The sequence below is a fragment of the Rhodoplanes sp. Z2-YC6860 genome (assembly GCF_001579845.1).
Lineage (GTDB): Bacteria > Pseudomonadota > Alphaproteobacteria > Rhizobiales > Xanthobacteraceae > Z2-YC6860.
Map to the genome: position 1 here is coordinate 3886391 of NZ_CP007440.1, position 14289 is coordinate 3900679.

The window sequence follows — 14289 nt, forward strand, 5'->3', positions numbered from 1 at the left end:
GCATGCGAAAAAGACCCCGAAAAAGCAGTCCGGCAACGCTTGCCGTGGGATGCCGCGCAAGGCAGCATGACGAAAATCAATCGCAACGAACTGGGAGGAAGGCGCCATGGCCAAGGCCAAAGCGAAAGCCGGTTCACGAAGCAAGAAATCCGCGAGCCGCAGCGCTGCACGACGGAAGCCCGCAGCACGGCGCCGAGCCACGGCGGCTGCCAAGCAACGCCGGCCGCACAAGTTCGTCAAAAGCCACCATCGCGAGGAGGATTTCAAAGCCGACGGCTTGCGCACCTACGCGCATTATCGCGATCTTGGCGTTAAGGACGCGACCCACGGCATGGCCGTCGCCCATGTGATCCGCTTCCAGGGCCAGTGCGACCCCAAGCTGGTGTCGAAGGATCATCTGCACGAGGCCGACTTCCAGATGATCTACGTGCTCAAAGGCACGATCACCACCGAGATCAAAGGCGAGGGCGTGCATACGATGCACGCCGGTGACTGCTGGCTGCAGCCGCACAGCGTCGTGCACAAGGTGCTCGATTATTCAGAAGGCTGCGAAGTGCTGGAAATCGTGATGCCGGCGAACTTCAAGACGGTCGAACTGGAAAAGTAATGCCAGCGCTGGCCCGGCAAGACACTGCTCAGAACACCCCGACCTCCGACGAGATCATCGCGCGCGCCCGCGCGATGATCCCAACGCTCATGAAGCGCGCGCCGGATGGCGAGCGTGAGCGCAGACTGCCGAAAGAAACCATCGCCGAGATGCAGGCCGCAGGCCTGTTCAAGGTGCTGCAGCCCAAGCGTTGGGGCGGCTACGAGATGGACATGGGCACCTATTACGAGGTGCAGATGGCGCTCGGCGAGGGCGACATGTCGGTCGCCTGGGTCTACGGCGTGGTCGGCATCCATCCCTGGTTCGTCGCGCTGCTCGACGAGCGGGCCGAGCAGGAGATCTGGGGACAGGACAACACCACGCTCATTTGCTCGTCGCTGATGCCGACCGGGGTGGCGAAACCGGCCGACGGCGGCTTCCGGCTCAGCGGGCGGTGGAAATATGCGTCGGGGTCCGACCACTGCGCCTGGGCGTTTCTCGGCGGCATCGTGGAGGGCAGACCCGACGACCGGCGCATCTTCGTCATTCCGCGCCAGGACTACGAGATCATCGACACTTGGTACGTGCCGGGCCTCAAAGGCACCGGCAGCAACGACATCGAGATCAAGGATGTCTTCGTGCCGGAGTATCGGACCCAGAAATACGCCGACAGCTTCCGCGGCTACGGTCCCGGGCAGATGCTGAACACTAGCAATCTCTACAAGCTGCCGTTCGGACAGGTGTTCTTCCGCGGCGTCTCGACCGGTGCGATCGGCGCGCTCAAAGGCATGCTCGACGCCTATCTCGACTACGGCAAGAAGCGCATCCAGCGCGGGTCGGGCGCGGCGGCATCCGAGGACATGACGGTTCAGATCACCTGCGCCGAGACCGCGGTCGCGATCGACGAGATGAAGACCATTCTGCACCGGAATTTCCACGAGCTGGAGCGCTATGCGGCCAAAGGCGAAATGCCGCCGATGAAGCTGCGCCTGGAATACAAATTCCACAACGCCTGGGTGGCGGAGCGCTGCAGCCTGCTCGCCTCGCGGTTGTTCAAGGCGGCCGGCACCGCCGGCATGTCGGCGGACCTGCCGTTCGGGCGGTTTCACGCCGATATCACGGTGGGCCGACAGCACGTCTCCAACCAGTTCGACCAGATCGCGAAAACCTACGGCGCGATGCTGTTCGGGATCGAAAACAACAAGGATTTTGTCCTCTAGATAGGCATTCCCACCACGGCTGCGCTTGGCTAATGTCCGCGCCAAGCCTTAAGACACCAATGAGTTAATACCAATAGCGCGTCGAAGACGCGCGCAATGCGCTGAAGGAGTGATACGCCTATGAAGCTCTGCCGCTATGACGACGACCGGCTTGGTTTGGTGATCGGGGACCAGGTCCACGATGTCACGCAGGCGCAGACCGAAATCCGCAACTCCACGCCCTATACGGCCAAGGTCGATCCGGTGGTGGCGGCGCTGCCGCAATGGCGGAGCAAGCTCGAGGCGATGGCGAAGTCCGCGCCGGGCAAGCCCATTTCGCAGGTGAAGCTCCTGTCGCCGGTGGCGAAGCCGCCGAAGATTCTCGCGGCGCCCACCAATTACGGCAAGCACATCGAGGAGATGCAGAAGTTCCGCGACACCGTGCCGGGGCTCGCACGCTTCTCGCCGGATATCGAGAAAGCCGGCATCTTCCTGAAGTCCAACACCTCGCTGGTCGGCCCGTCCGAAGGCATCCCGATGCGCTTCCCCGACCGCCGCAACGATCATGAGGCCGAACTCTGCGTCATCATCGGCAAGCAGGGCAGCGATATCCCGAAGGAGAAGGCCTACGACTACATCGCGGGCTATTCGCTCGGCCTCGACATGACGGCGCGCGGCGCTGAGGACCGGAGCTTCCGGAAGTCGATCGACGGCTACACCGTGCTCGGCCCGTGGATGATCACCGCGGACGAGCTGCCCAATCCGGCCGACGTGCCGTTCGTGCTGCACGTCAACCAGGAAAAGCGCCAGGAGAGCAACACCAGCTTCCTGATTTTCGACATTCCGAAGCTGATCGAGTTCGCCTCGAAGTTCTACACGCTCTATCCGGGCGACATTTATTATACCGGCACGCCGGAAGGCGTCGGCCCGGTGAAGCCCGGCGACACCGTGACGATGAAGTCGCTGCCGCAGCTTGGCGAGCTGAAGATCCAAGTCAGGGCCCACGACATCAAGGCGTAGGTGCAGGGTCGAGCGCGGCCGAACGAAGCCGCGCCGGTAAAATACCTTGGGAGGATTTGGTGCGCTTCGTTCACCGGATGCGGACCTTGAGCCTTGTCTGCTTGCTCGCACTCGCGGGCAGCATCGCGACGGCCGTCGCGCAAAGCTGGCCGACGCGATTTGTCACGCTGGTCGTGCCGTTCGGCGCGGGCAGTGCTGCCGACACAGTGGCACGCATCCTCGCGGCCGATTGTCCGAGGTTCTGGGCCAACAGATGATCGTAGAGAATGTGGTCGGCGGCGGCATGGTTGGCATCAACCGTGTCGCCAAGGCGCCGGCCGACGGCTACCAGATCGCGTTTGGCGGCGTCGACACTTTCGCGCAGAGCCAGTACCTGTTCAAAAATCCGGTGTTCAATTCGCGCACCGATTTCGCGCCTGCGGGCCTCGTCGTGGAGCAGCCGATCGTGCTCGTGGTGCGGAAGGACCTGCCGGTCAACAACGTTCGCGAATTCGTGGCTTACGTGAAAGCCAACCAGGCCAAGATGACGTTCGGCTCGGCCGGGGTCGGCGCGGGGCCGTATCTTGCCTGCGCCATGGTGACGGCGGCGATCGGCGCCACGTCCGTGACGCACGTGCCATATCGCAGTTCAGCCCAGGCGCTGCAGGACCTGATCGCAGGCTCCATCGATTACTATTGCCCGATCTCGGTTGCGGCGATGCCGCTGATCGCGGCCAACTCCGCCAAGGTCCTTGCGGTCCTGACTCGCGAGCGCTCGCCGCTGTTTCCTGACATGCCGACCGCGGCCGAGCAGGGCCTCGACATGGTCGATGGCTATTACTGGATGGCGCTTTCCCTGCCGAAGAACACGCCGGAGAACGTCGTCACGACACTGAACAAGGCGATCAGCGTCGCGCTCGACACGCCGGCCGTGCAGGCGCGGCTGAAGGATGTCGCAACCACCGCGGTGCCGGCAGAGCGGCGCTCGCCAGCCTATCTGCAAAAATACGTCGAGACCGAAACCGTGAAGTGGGCCGCTATCATGCGCGCGGCCGGAGTGCCGCAGCAGTAGGCTGCCAAGAACTCATTTCTGCCAAGGAAGTCACTTCTGCCAAGGAAGTCATTTCTGCCAAGGAAGACCTGGCACCACGGTGCCGTTCTTCCAGGTCAGGATCGAATACTGCAGATCGCGCTGATCACCCTTGGCGTCGAACGCGACCTTGCCGATCGCGGTGTCGAAGGTCACGGAGCGAAGCTGCGCCACCACCGCTTTCTGATCGCCGCTGCCGGCCAGGCGCACCGCTTCCGCAAAGGTCTGCACCGCGGCGATGTTCGACAAGGCGACGATATCGGGGATGATCTCGGCTTTCTGCAGTTGAGCGACGGCCTTCAGATAGTTGGGATCGTTCAGCGAGTCGATCGGCGCGATGATCTGGATGCCTTCGGCCTTGTCGCGGAAGCCGCGCCAGAAGCCCGCGGCAAGCAACTGCTGCCCGCCCATCAGAAGCGCCTTGATGCCGCGCTCTCGCAGCTTGCCGATGAACTCGCTGGCTTGCTGGACGTCGAGCGCCATGTAGATGATGTCCGGCGCGCTCTTTTGCAGCTTGTCGACCAGGCGGTCATAGGCACCGGTGACGTCGGCAAGCGACTCCATGTGCATGAGCGTCTTTTGCTGCGGCGACAGCGCGGCATCGATGAGTTTGGCCTCCGCGCGGCGATTGAAGAATTCACCGAACACCACCGCGACCTTCTTCCCGGCCTGCTCGCGGGCGAGATACGTGGCAAGCGCCTGCGCCGCCTGCTCGTCGTTGGCAATCATGCGGAAGACGGTGTTGGGATTGTTCTGGGTCAGCTCGACGGTCGGCACCGTCGGGACGAATTCGATGATGCCGGAGTTTCCGTAGCCCGGCGCAGCGTCCATGGCGACCAGCGGACAAATCGGACCGATGACGTAGCGAACATTGCTTTCGACGTGACGCTTCACCACGGTCGGCGCCATGCCGGCATCGCAACGGTCGTCGGCGACGACGGGTTCGATCGGAACGCCCAGAAGACCACCCGCCGCGTTGATGTCGGCGACCGCGATCTCGACTGCCTTGGCGGCAGGCTTGCCGAAGGCCGACACCGCGCCGGTCAGCGGCACCGCGACGCCGAGCGGCACCTTGCCAGTGGCGCATTGTGCGGGACAAGGCTCGTCGGCTTTCAGGCTCGGCGTTGTGCCGAAAACGCCGGTGGCAGCGACCAATGCAATCGCAGCCCAATCACTTTTCTTCATCTTTCCAGGTCCTCGCGTCGGATGTAACGCAAGTGGCGTCGCCCGGCACTATAGGACCAGAGAACGAACGGAGGATGAAGGGGGTTTGCAGCGTGTCGCCGCTGCATCCAGGGCAGAGGTTGCTTTTTACCGATGCACGGATGGTCCGGGGGGAAATGGGCACAGCCCGGCCGCCGTTTTCGACCCCTCGATCAGGTCTTGTCGGTGTTCAGCCGGGTTTTCACCTCGGCTCTGAGTTTCTGACCCTGATGGTGCACCTCTTGGTAAAGCTGCGCACCGTTACGGCCGTCAAAAACGACTTCGTCGACAGCCCAGGCCACCACAACAATCAGAAGAAACAGCGCAAGCGCTCGCATGATGTCCACCTGAATGGCTTGCCAGATGATCGGCACAGTAACGCGCGAATGGCTGCGAGGGTTCCCGCGGTGCAGGCTTGTCGGCCATTGGCCCTGCCGGTGCGAAGAACGGCGCCGGGATACGCATCAGGGCCAAGGATTTGTGCGGAACTCACCGAGTGTTAACCGGCGAAAGTCATCGTCGACAGAACCGATTCGTGGAGTTGCTTTGTGAGTGCCGAGATCATCCGCCTCGACGACTTTCGTCTTCAGCCCGCCAACGACGACATCGATTGCGACATGGTCACGGCCATCGACGTGGCGATCCGGGACCTGCGCGAGATCCTTCAGTTTTGGGGCAGCGAAGGCGCACGCGCGCGGACGCAAGAGTGCGAGCGCATGTTGACGCGGGTGTTCAACAACGGCGTGACGTCACCGCCGGCGTCCTGATCGCGCGTCACGCACGCAGCAGAACCTGCGCGGCCCGCGTAGGTTGGACGCGCCGAGATCGCCGGTCACGGCGAATGGTTCGTGTCCCAGCGCGCCTCGGTCATGCCGGGCGCGAAGATTTCCTCGACCGTACCGTGCCGCGGCGCGAGGCCCTGCTCGAAGGACCAGCGCAGCATCGCCTCGAGCTCCTTGCGGTTGGAGCTGGCGCCGTAGGGCCACATGTTCGGGCCCATGACGTCGTAAGCGCGCCGGAGATCGTCCGAGAGCCATGGCAGCATGGAATAGAACATGCCGGTCGACTTGATCTCCTCGGCGGCAAGATTGCGCGCCGTGAGGCACGCCTTGAAGATGTTGCCGGCGAGCCACGGGTGCTGCTCGGCGAGCGTCTTGCGCACCGCCATCAAGTGCATGATCGGGAACATGCCGGTCTTGCGGAAATAGGCCTCCTCGGCGGCGCGATAGTCCGGAAACAGGCGGTCCACGTTGGGGGCCTTCTCGGCGTAGCAGCGCGGCTGCACCGCCGTGATGAGCGCGTCGATCTCACCGTCCGCGAGCATTCCGGACAGCGTCTTGTCCGGCGGAATGGTTTGAAGCTCGATCTCCTTGGGGAGCGTGATCGGCGTGCGCTCGCCGCGGCCGGGCTTCTGCAGGCCGCCATTGCGCCAGCGGATCTCCGAGGTCTTCACACCGTACTCGTCCGACAGGATGCCTCGGATCCAGAGCGCCGCGGTCATCTGATATTCCGGCACGCCGACGATCTTGCCACGCAGGTCGGCGGGCTCGCGGATGCCGCGGTCGGTGCGGATGTAGATGTCGCCATGCCGGAACACGCGCGACACGAAGGCCGGGATCGCCACGTATTTCGTATCGCCGCGCAGCGCGGTGAGGATGTGCGAGCTCGCCGAGAGCTCGGTGACGTCGAAATCCTGCGTGCCGTAGACCCGCGGGAACAGCTCCTCCGGACGCAGCGGGAAGAAATTGCAGTCGCAGCCTTCGACCGGCACACGGCCGCTGATGATCGGGTTCAAGCGGTCGTATGGACAGCACGCGAAGCTGATTTGCAGTTTGGACACCAGCCATCTCCGGAGGGTATGGACCGCCGGCTGGCGGTCTTCATTTTATTGTGCCAGTTTTTTTAGACTGCGCCATGCCGGATCGCGCATGCGCGAGCCGCCATTCCATTCACGCCGATCCTACGAGCGTCCATCGCATGTCTCAGTCGCCCACCATGCATCTCGCCGCCGACCTGTCGTTCCTCCATACAGACTATCTGTGGCGGCTGCCCGGGTCATGGGTGGGGTACGATTACTACAGCACATCGGAATTTTACGAAGAGATCGCCCGCATCGCGCAGCGTGGCTGCATGGACATGCTGTTCTTCGGCGACACCGGCGGAACGCCGGAGGATTTCGGCGGCAGCCACGAGGCGCCGGTGCGCTATGGCGCCAAATGGCCGCGCCATGACATGGCGCCCATGATTCCGCTGATGGCGAAGGCGGCGCCGAACGTGGGGTTCGCCATCACGATGTCGACCACCTACCACCATCCGTTTTATGTCGCGCGTTTCTTCAATGCGCTCGACCACGTCACGCGCGGCCGGATCGCCTGGAACGTCGTGACGTCCGCCTATAAGAACGAGGCCGCGAACTACGGCTTCGACGAGATGATGGACCACGACACCCGTTATCTGCGGGCCGAGGAATTCGTCGAGGTGGCATTCAAGCTCTGGAACAGCGTGGAGCCAGGCGCGTTCATCGGCGATCGCGAGACGGGCATCTTCGCCGACCCCTCGAAGGTGCATCGCATCGATCACCGCGGGACATACTTCAACGTGCGCGGACCGCTGCCGGCGCTGCCGTCGCCGCAGCACCGGCCGGTGATCATCCAGGCCGGCTTGTCGGGCCCGGGCATGGATCTCGCTGCGCGTTACTCCGACTTGCAGTTCAGCACCAGGCGCACGGTGCCCAGCATGCAGCAGCATCGCGGAGCGCTCGACCAGAAGCTCCAGGCGTTCGGCCGCGATCCGCGCGACGTCGGCATCCTCTGGTCGATCCGGATCCAGGTCGCGGACTCCGACGCGGACGCGCAGGAGAAGGAGCGGCGTTATCTCGAAGCGATTCCGCCACAGGCCGGGCTGGTCGAACTGTCGGCGCAATACAACGTCGATTTCTCCAAGGCGCGGCCGGGCATGAAACTCGCCGATTTCGCCGACGAGGTGCGCAATCAGAAGGGCAACTACGGCAGCTTCGATGAACTGCTCAAGACCACCGATCCATCGCAGACCGTGGACGAGTTCGGGCGGCGGTTTCTGGTGGATCGCATCCTGGTTGCGGCCGGCACCCCGAAGAAGATCGCCGACAAGCTGGAGGAGATGCACGCCGCAAGCGGCTCGAACGGCGGCTTCATCCTGGGGCGCGGCTATTCCGCGATGGACAACATCCGCGAGTTCGTCGAGCACGTCGTTCCCGAACTGCAGCGGCGCGGCCTCGCGAAGAAGGCCTATACCGGACAAACGCTGCGCGAGAACCTGAATTAGCGCGCTACCGTCACTGCGAGCGCGCAAGATCGTCCAGGATCGGTCCCCAGGTCTGCTGCTCCTGTTGGATGAAGGTCTGCGTGTCGGCCGGCGACAGCGGGTGGGTGTAGCTGCCGAGCGCGGCGAGCTTGGTGCGCACGTCCGGACTGGTAAGGACCTTGCGCAAGTCGGCATTGACCTTCTGCACGATTGCGTCCGGCGTGCCGAGCGGCGCCACCAAAGCAAGCCAGCCGGCGCTGCGGAATTTCGGGACGGTTTCAGCCGCAGCGGCGAGATCGGGAAACTCCGCGAGACGGCTTTCCGAGCCGACCGCGATGCCGCGAAGGCGCCCGCCTTGCATGGCGCCGATCAGAGCTGTGCCACCTTCGATCAGCATGCTGACGCGTCCGGTGGAAAGGTCGCCCATGGCCGCCGCCGGGCCGCCGGAGTAGGGGACCATCAAAAGCTTGATGCCGGCACGGCGTTCAAGCAATTCGCCGGTCAGATGGCTTTGGCGGCCGCGTCCGGCCACCGCGTAGGAGATTTCGCCGGGCTTCTCTTTCGCGAGCGCAATGAGGTCGGCGAGCGAATGGATGCCGGTCTCCGGCGAGACCGTGATGAACATCGGCTGCTCGCTCACGAAACTGACGGGAACGAAATCCCGCGGCACCTGCGCCGGAATGTTCGGTGCCGCGCCCTTCATAGTCACGAACGTCGAGGAGACGGCCATGAAGAACGTATAGCCGTCCGGCGTCGCGCCGGACGCCGCGCGCGCAGCGAGCGACCCGCCGGCACCCGGCTGGTTCATCACCACGATCTGCTGCGACCATTGCTGACCGAGCGCCTCGGCGACCACGCGAAGGATGACGTCCGGCGCGCTGCCCGGAGCGGAGTCGGAGATGATCTTGACCGGCCCCGAGGGGTAGTTCTGGGCGGACGCGGGCAATGCGGTCGGCAAGACGAGACTGCCGATCACGGCTGCGATTGCGACGAGTTTCACAAGCCATCTCCTGGGGTGCATCGAGAGTCGGAAAAACAAGCAGGGATCATGCCATGCTTCCCGGACGTCGCCCACGAGAGGAACGCGAATAAGCTCCATGAAGGGGCGACACAAAAGGTATGCACCCGGCCGACGGGATTTGGCGTCGACTTCGTGGCATGATGCGCAATCATAAGACTGCGAAATTGAAATAACACCGAGGAAACGTCATGACCCCGCCGGCCACGCCATTGCGGCAAGACCTTCAAGGAACCCGGTTTTCCGAGGCCGAATGGGCGGCTCGTATCGATCTGGCGGCGGCTTATCGAGCGGCCGCGGTCTACGGCTGGAGCAACCTGATCTACAATCACATCGCGCTGCGGGTGCCGGGCGAAGCCGAGCACTTCCTGTTCAAGCCGCATGAGCTGATGTTCGAGGAGGTGACGGCGTCCTGCTTGCTCAAGGTCGATCTGAAGGGCAACTCGGTCGACGGTACAGGCCGCAAGCCGCATCCTGGCTTCACCATCCATGCATCGGTTCTGCAGGCCCGCCCGGATGTCCAATGCGTGGTGCACGTTCATCCCGAGGAAGGGATCGCGATGTCGGCGCATGGCGAGGGCCTCAAGCCGATCTCGCAGGACTCGATGCATTTCTACAATCGCGTCGGCTACAACGACTACGACGGTCAGGCTAGCCCGACCGATCAGCGCAAGAAGATGGTCGCCGACCTGGGCCAGCATTGGGCCCTGATCCTGCGCAATCACGGGCTCCTGACCTGCGCGAACAGTGCTGCGCTTGCGATCATGCTGATGAAGTATCTGGTGATGTCCTGCCGCACGCAGCTCGTGCTGGAAGCGTCCGGCGCACCGATCATCATCCCGCCGGCTGCGGTCTGCGAAGCGGCGGCGAAGCGTTGGGAAGTGCAATACGCCAAGGCGCATCCGACAGCGGAGTGGGACTCGGTGCTGCGCATGCTGGACAGGATCAATCCGGGCTATCGCGACTGAGCGGACCCGCCGCATCGCACTCGGCGACACCATCAAGAACGAGAACAGCGGCGCGATCGGTGCTCGCTGAGGTGAGGAATATGCGTTCATCTTCGACCATGCAGGCCGCTGCGATTTCGGCTTTCGTTCTTCTGGCTCCGGCGGCTTTGGCGCAGCCCGCGCCGGATTTCTACAAAGGCAAGGTCGTCGCCATCGTGATGGGGACCGGTCCCGGCGGTTCGTACGACCTCTATGGCCGGATCATCGCAGCCCATCTCGGGCGGATGATCCCCGGCAATCCCAAGGTCATCGTCGAGCAGATGCCGGGCGCCGGCGGGATCATCGCCGGCAATTACATCTTCAACACGGGTCCGCAGGACGGCACCAAGATCCTGATGTCGCATCCGTTGCCGCTGATCGAGAAGCTCGAGCCCAATGGCGTGCGATACGAATCCGCGAAGTTCCAGTGGCTCGGCACCTACGATTCCATCAACCAGGTGATGGCGCTGTGGCACACCGCGCCTGCGCTGAGTCTTGCCGATCCGAAGGCCAAGGACCTGGTGCTCGGCTCGTTCAACAAGACGCATCTGAGCTATCAGTGGGCGATGATGGCGAAGAACGTGCTCGGTGCGAGCTACAAGGTCATCACCGGCTATCCGAGCGGCAACCACCTCGACCTCGCGATGGAGCGTGGCGAGATCAGCGGCTGGGTGGTGGCGTGGGAAAATCTGACCGGCACCAAGCCCGATTGGCTTGCCCAGAAGAAGGTGGTCCTGCCCATGCAGTTCGCCCCGGCACGGATGAGCGATCTGCCGGATGTGCCGACGCTGGGCGAGCTTGCGCCGGCGGACAAGAAAGACATCGTCGATTTCGTCGTCAGCGGCACGCCGTTCTCGCGGGCACTCGCGGTCGGCCCGCAGGTGCCGGCAGACCGCGTGGCGGTCCTGCGCCGTGCGTTCGACGATCTCATGCGCGACGAGGCATTTCTCGCCGACGCCGCCAAGCTCAAGCTCGGAATCGAGCCCCGCAATGCCGAGCAGGTCCAGGCGATGGTCAGCAAGATCGTCAGCGCGACGCCGGAACTGGTCACGCGCGTCAGGCAGGCGATCGGGCAGGAATAGGAATACGTTTAGTTCACAAATGCTCGCCAAGGAATCGCAAGATCTTCGGCGCAACGAGTGAACAATAGCTGCCGTGCTCCTCGATTGGATCGGTGATCCAGAAATGCCCGGCACCCGGCACGGCGATCGCTCGTGCATAGAAGTTGGCGTTCTTTAACGCGGAAAGAAATGCCGCGCCTTGTGTGGAGGCGTCGACGATGTCGTCGTGGGTGCCGTCGATGAGCAAGAATCGCGTTTCATTGCGGTCCATCGTGGCGTAGCTGATCGGCGATGCGTCGAAATACACGCGCCTGTTTTGTCGAGGCGGGACGCCGAGGAACTTCTCGGTGAACTGGTCTGCGGAGCGAGTCGTCTGGTCGTGCGTCCACTGCGCCAGCAGATCATAAACGCCGTAAAAGCCGATGACGGCCTTGACCTGGGCGGACGCTCCGTTGTGCGGATCGGCGGGATACCGATCGCGAAACATCGGCTCATTCCGCGCCAAGGCGACCATCGAGCTGAGATGGGCGCCCGCGGAATCGCCCATCATGGCGATACGGCCGGGATCGATGCCGAATTTTGCGGCATTGGATCGGACGTACTGAACGCCGGACCGCACGTCGCAAACGGCTTCCGGAAATGTTTTGGCGGTCGGCTTCGACAATCGGTAGCTGACCGCAAAAAGGGCATAGCCGCGTTGCGCCAGGTATGGTCCCCATAACTGATATCGCGAGCGGGCTCCGGTTTGCCATGCGCCGCCATGCGCTGCGACGATCACCGGCGCCGGTTCAGCCATCTTGGGACGATACAGATCGCCATGAAGCGCGATGCCGTCGTGCTCGGCGAATACGATGTCTTTGTGCGTTTCTACGTCGGGCATTGCGAACCTATGTTTTCATCTATGTTTTCATGGAGCGCGCCACGCCCATCTTCTGGCTTATGTTGTGCGCACTCAAGTCACATGACATTGTCGACGAGCCGGCCATGGAAAGGCAGTTCGATGCGTATCGCTCATCTGGCTCTCGCCATAGGCTTGGCCCTTGCCCAACAGACGCCAGCGCGTGCGCAGGAGGATTGGCCGGCGCGGCCGATACGCATCGTTGTGCCCGGAGGGCCCGGTGGCGGCTTTGACACCAGCGCTCGTATCATCGCGGACAAACTCGGGCCGGCCTTGAAGGGGACGGTCATCGTTGAAAATAGGCCGGGGGCTGGAACGCTGATCGGGACGGACGCGGTCCTCAAGTCACCGGCAGATGGCTACACGTTGTTGCTGGGCGGTTTATCGAATATTGCGTTGAATGTCGGGCTGTATCCCAATCTCTCGTACGATCCTCTCAAGGATTTTGTATCCGCCGGGCTTGCCGTCAGTTGGTCCTTCACTCTGGTGTCGCGCAACGATCTGCCGCAGAAAACGCTTTCTGAAACCATCGCTTTTGCACGGTCAAACCCGGACAAGATCACCTACGGTTCAACCGGAAACGGTACGGGCCAGCACATCGCGATGGCGGTGACGGCCAACCTCGCCAACGTGAAGATGCAGCACGTGCCATATCGCAGTGCGGCCGCGGCCTATCAGGACATCCTGGGCGGGCGGGTCGACCTCATGTTCGACAACACGTCGACGGCCATGGCCTTGGTCAAAAGCGGCAAGGTTCATCCGCTCGCAGTCTCGTCTCTTGCGCGGCAGCCGGTTCACCCCGATGTCCCGACTGTCGCCGAGACAGGCGTGGCCCAACTCGACATGGAGACTTGGTTCGGCATTTTCGTTCGCGCCGAGACCCCGCCGGCGATCGTCGCGAAACTCCGTGCTGCCATGAAAATTGTGACGGATGACCCTGCGGTTGTCGCGACGTTTGATCAGACCGGAGGTCGGACGCTGCATCTGACTTCCGCGGAGACCGAAACGTTGGTTCGCAACGATATCCAGCGCTGGAAGAAGCTTCTGAACGACGCGGGAATCAGGGGCGAGTAGGCGGCCTCGCTTGTCGCATTGGCCTGGGCGCGTACTTCAGCCGTTGTCCACCGGAGGTATTGGGCGTTGGCTTGTTGGTCGAAATTGTCGGCGCTACGATCATCGCGTTGTGTGGTGTTTAGTAAGGGGTGTGCGATGAATGCGCGTGCTGGTGATCTGAGGGTGATCGAAGAAGACGCGGTTGAGGAAGTCGGGCAAAGGATTCTCGGATTAATTCAGCGGACCGCCGCAATCGCGGAGCAAAACACGCGCAATGCTCGTGACGCTGCGGATGGACTTGCTTTCCAACTCAAGGCGGCCGAGGAGAGGATCAGGGATTTGGAGACGCGCGCCAGGGATTTGGAGGGCGCTCTGAGGTTCCAATACGCTCGTGCCGATCGCGCCGAAGAATGGTTGAAGCGGATATCCAGCGAAATCGCGCAACACTTGCCCTCCAATCAGCACACAGCAGCGCCTCCCGAGACGGCGGCGCCATCGGCGGTACGACCGCACCCGCCGACAGCTCCCGTTGCGGCACCTCATCCTGACATCGAGCTTTATGTGAAGGGCCGTCGCAAGGTCAGCTGATCCACGATGCGGGGTTAGTCCCTAAGGTTCCGGACGGCGCCCGGTCGGTCGATAAGATCGCCCGGGTTTTTTTGTCGCGTGGACCAGCTGGGACCAGGCGGGAGCCGCTGAAAATAACGAGAACAAACGAGACAAGCGCAACGTGGAATTGCCGCGCTGTTTTCTCGTAAGTCGTTGAACGGTTGGCGACCCCGCCTGGATTCGAACCAGGGACCCTCAGCTTAGAAGGCTGATGCTCTATCCAACTGAGCTACGGGGCCTAACCACGCCGGCGGCCACTGCTGCTTGATTTACCCGGCCGGGGCCGCCACGCCTAGGGCGCTTGT

16 protein-coding genes and 1 tRNA gene are annotated in these 14289 nt (G+C 62.8%); 11 read left to right on the top strand and 6 right to left on the bottom strand.

Going from position 1 to position 14289, the window contains the following annotated elements; all coding sequences use genetic code 11:
- The first annotated feature begins 106 nt into the window (after positions 1 to 106).
- The 5 genes from RHPLAN_RS17935 (at position 107) to RHPLAN_RS17955 (ending at position 3856) form a co-directional block, all read left to right on the top strand.
- Positions 107 to 607, top strand: coding sequence for a cupin domain-containing protein (locus RHPLAN_RS17935; protein WP_068020422.1), 501 nt, complete (start codon positions 107 to 109; stop codon positions 605 to 607).
- On the top strand, positions 607 to 1806 hold the full coding sequence (locus tag RHPLAN_RS17940) for an acyl-CoA dehydrogenase family protein (protein WP_068020424.1): 1200 nt from the start codon (positions 607 to 609) through the stop codon (positions 1804 to 1806). Before RHPLAN_RS17935 ends, RHPLAN_RS17940 begins: the two co-directional genes overlap by 1 nt.
- Positions 1807 to 1926: 120 nt before the next feature.
- Complete coding sequence (locus tag RHPLAN_RS17945) at positions 1927 to 2805, top strand: fumarylacetoacetate hydrolase family protein (protein WP_068020425.1); 879 nt, start codon at positions 1927 to 1929, stop codon at positions 2803 to 2805.
- A 59-nt stretch (positions 2806 to 2864) separates the two neighbouring features.
- The gene (locus RHPLAN_RS17950) at positions 2865 to 3062 is read left to right on the top strand and encodes a hypothetical protein (RefSeq protein WP_157100328.1); all 198 of its coding nucleotides are present in this window, start codon (positions 2865 to 2867) and stop codon (positions 3060 to 3062) included.
- The gene (locus RHPLAN_RS17955) at positions 3059 to 3856 is read left to right on the top strand and encodes a Bug family tripartite tricarboxylate transporter substrate binding protein (protein ID WP_068020428.1); all 798 of its coding nucleotides are present in this window, start codon (positions 3059 to 3061) and stop codon (positions 3854 to 3856) included. The genes RHPLAN_RS17950 and RHPLAN_RS17955 overlap by 4 nt, the downstream gene beginning before the upstream one ends.
- Positions 3857 to 3904: 48 nt before the next feature.
- On the opposite strand, the gene RHPLAN_RS17960 is transcribed toward RHPLAN_RS17955, so the two are convergent.
- Positions 3905 to 5059: a branched-chain amino acid ABC transporter substrate-binding protein gene (locus tag RHPLAN_RS17960; RefSeq protein WP_068020430.1), complete on the bottom strand. Its 1155-nt coding sequence runs from the start codon at positions 5057 to 5059 to the stop codon at positions 3905 to 3907.
- Between the two features lie 191 nt (positions 5060 to 5250).
- The gene (locus tag RHPLAN_RS17965; RefSeq protein WP_068020432.1) at positions 5251 to 5451 is read right to left on the bottom strand and encodes a hypothetical protein; all 201 of its coding nucleotides are present in this window, start codon (positions 5449 to 5451) and stop codon (positions 5251 to 5253) included.
- Positions 5452 to 5625: 174 nt separating this feature from the next.
- Between RHPLAN_RS17965 and RHPLAN_RS17970 the strand changes: the two genes are divergently transcribed.
- Positions 5626 to 5844 carry a hypothetical protein gene (locus RHPLAN_RS17970; RefSeq protein ID WP_068020434.1) on the top strand — a complete coding sequence of 73 codons (219 nt, stop codon included), beginning with the start codon at positions 5626 to 5628 and terminating at the stop codon, positions 5842 to 5844.
- A gap of 65 nt (positions 5845 to 5909) precedes the next feature.
- Here the strand turns inward: RHPLAN_RS17970 and RHPLAN_RS17975 are convergent, their stop codons facing one another.
- A complete protein-coding gene (locus RHPLAN_RS17975) occupies positions 5910 to 6917 on the bottom strand; it encodes a substrate-binding domain-containing protein (protein WP_198165019.1) in 1008 nt (335 codons plus the stop codon).
- 137 nt (positions 6918 to 7054) lie between these two features.
- On the opposite strand from RHPLAN_RS17975, the gene RHPLAN_RS17980 reads away from it, so the two are divergent.
- Positions 7055 to 8380: an NtaA/DmoA family FMN-dependent monooxygenase gene (locus RHPLAN_RS17980; RefSeq protein ID WP_068020437.1), complete on the top strand. Its 1326-nt coding sequence runs from the start codon at positions 7055 to 7057 to the stop codon at positions 8378 to 8380.
- Positions 8381 to 8390: 10 nt separating this feature from the next.
- Here RHPLAN_RS17980 and RHPLAN_RS17985 read toward each other — a convergent pair whose 3' ends face one another.
- A complete protein-coding gene (locus RHPLAN_RS17985; RefSeq protein ID WP_068020438.1) occupies positions 8391 to 9359 on the bottom strand; it encodes a Bug family tripartite tricarboxylate transporter substrate binding protein in 969 nt (322 codons plus the stop codon).
- Between the two features lie 209 nt (positions 9360 to 9568).
- On the opposite strand from RHPLAN_RS17985, the gene RHPLAN_RS17990 reads away from it, so the two are divergent.
- Both RHPLAN_RS17990 and RHPLAN_RS17995 read left to right on the top strand, forming a co-directional pair.
- Positions 9569 to 10345, top strand: coding sequence for a class II aldolase/adducin family protein (locus tag RHPLAN_RS17990; RefSeq protein WP_068020439.1), 777 nt, complete (start codon positions 9569 to 9571; stop codon positions 10343 to 10345).
- Between the two features lie 80 nt (positions 10346 to 10425).
- A complete protein-coding gene (locus tag RHPLAN_RS17995; protein ID WP_157100329.1) occupies positions 10426 to 11445 on the top strand; it encodes a Bug family tripartite tricarboxylate transporter substrate binding protein in 1020 nt (339 codons plus the stop codon).
- A gap of 13 nt (positions 11446 to 11458) precedes the next feature.
- On the opposite strand, the gene RHPLAN_RS18000 is transcribed toward RHPLAN_RS17995, so the two are convergent.
- Positions 11459 to 12304: an alpha/beta hydrolase gene (locus RHPLAN_RS18000; protein ID WP_068020441.1), complete on the bottom strand. Its 846-nt coding sequence runs from the start codon at positions 12302 to 12304 to the stop codon at positions 11459 to 11461.
- Between the two features lie 120 nt (positions 12305 to 12424).
- Here RHPLAN_RS18000 and RHPLAN_RS38425 point away from each other — a divergent pair, with 120 nt between their 5' ends.
- Together RHPLAN_RS38425 and RHPLAN_RS18010 are read left to right on the top strand one after the other, a co-directional pair.
- Positions 12425 to 13396 (top strand): Bug family tripartite tricarboxylate transporter substrate binding protein, encoded by a 972-nt coding sequence (locus tag RHPLAN_RS38425; RefSeq protein ID WP_198165021.1) that lies wholly within the window; start codon positions 12425 to 12427, stop codon positions 13394 to 13396.
- Positions 13397 to 13531: 135 nt separating this feature from the next.
- Complete coding sequence (locus RHPLAN_RS18010; RefSeq protein WP_068020444.1) at positions 13532 to 13963, top strand: hypothetical protein; 432 nt, start codon at positions 13532 to 13534, stop codon at positions 13961 to 13963.
- A gap of 183 nt (positions 13964 to 14146) precedes the next feature.
- On the opposite strand, the gene RHPLAN_RS18015 is transcribed toward RHPLAN_RS18010, so the two are convergent.
- Positions 14147 to 14223, bottom strand: a tRNA-Arg gene (locus tag RHPLAN_RS18015).
- Between the last annotated feature and the right edge of the window lie 66 nt (positions 14224 to 14289).

Coding starts and splice junctions, on each gene's coding strand:
- RHPLAN_RS17935 (WP_068020422.1), top strand. CDS start 107: ATGGCCAAGGCCAAAGCGAAAGCCGGTTCACGAAGCAAGAAATCCGCG.
- RHPLAN_RS17940 (WP_068020424.1), top strand. CDS start 607: ATGCCAGCGCTGGCCCGGCAAGACACTGCTCAGAACACCCCGACCTCC.
- RHPLAN_RS38425 (WP_198165021.1), top strand. CDS start 12,425: ATGCGTATCGCTCATCTGGCTCTCGCCATAGGCTTGGCCCTTGCCCAA.
- RHPLAN_RS17945 (WP_068020425.1), top strand. CDS start 1,927: ATGAAGCTCTGCCGCTATGACGACGACCGGCTTGGTTTGGTGATCGGG.
- RHPLAN_RS18000 (WP_068020441.1), bottom strand. CDS start 12,304: ATGCCCGACGTAGAAACGCACAAAGACATCGTATTCGCCGAGCACGAC.
- RHPLAN_RS18010 (WP_068020444.1), top strand. CDS start 13,532: ATGAATGCGCGTGCTGGTGATCTGAGGGTGATCGAAGAAGACGCGGTT.
- RHPLAN_RS17980 (WP_068020437.1), top strand. CDS start 7,055: ATGTCTCAGTCGCCCACCATGCATCTCGCCGCCGACCTGTCGTTCCTC.
- RHPLAN_RS17955 (WP_068020428.1), top strand. CDS start 3,059: ATGATCGTAGAGAATGTGGTCGGCGGCGGCATGGTTGGCATCAACCGT.
- RHPLAN_RS17995 (WP_157100329.1), top strand. CDS start 10,426: ATGCGTTCATCTTCGACCATGCAGGCCGCTGCGATTTCGGCTTTCGTT.
- RHPLAN_RS17990 (WP_068020439.1), top strand. CDS start 9,569: ATGACCCCGCCGGCCACGCCATTGCGGCAAGACCTTCAAGGAACCCGG.
- RHPLAN_RS17960 (WP_068020430.1), bottom strand. CDS start 5,059: ATGAAGAAAAGTGATTGGGCTGCGATTGCATTGGTCGCTGCCACCGGC.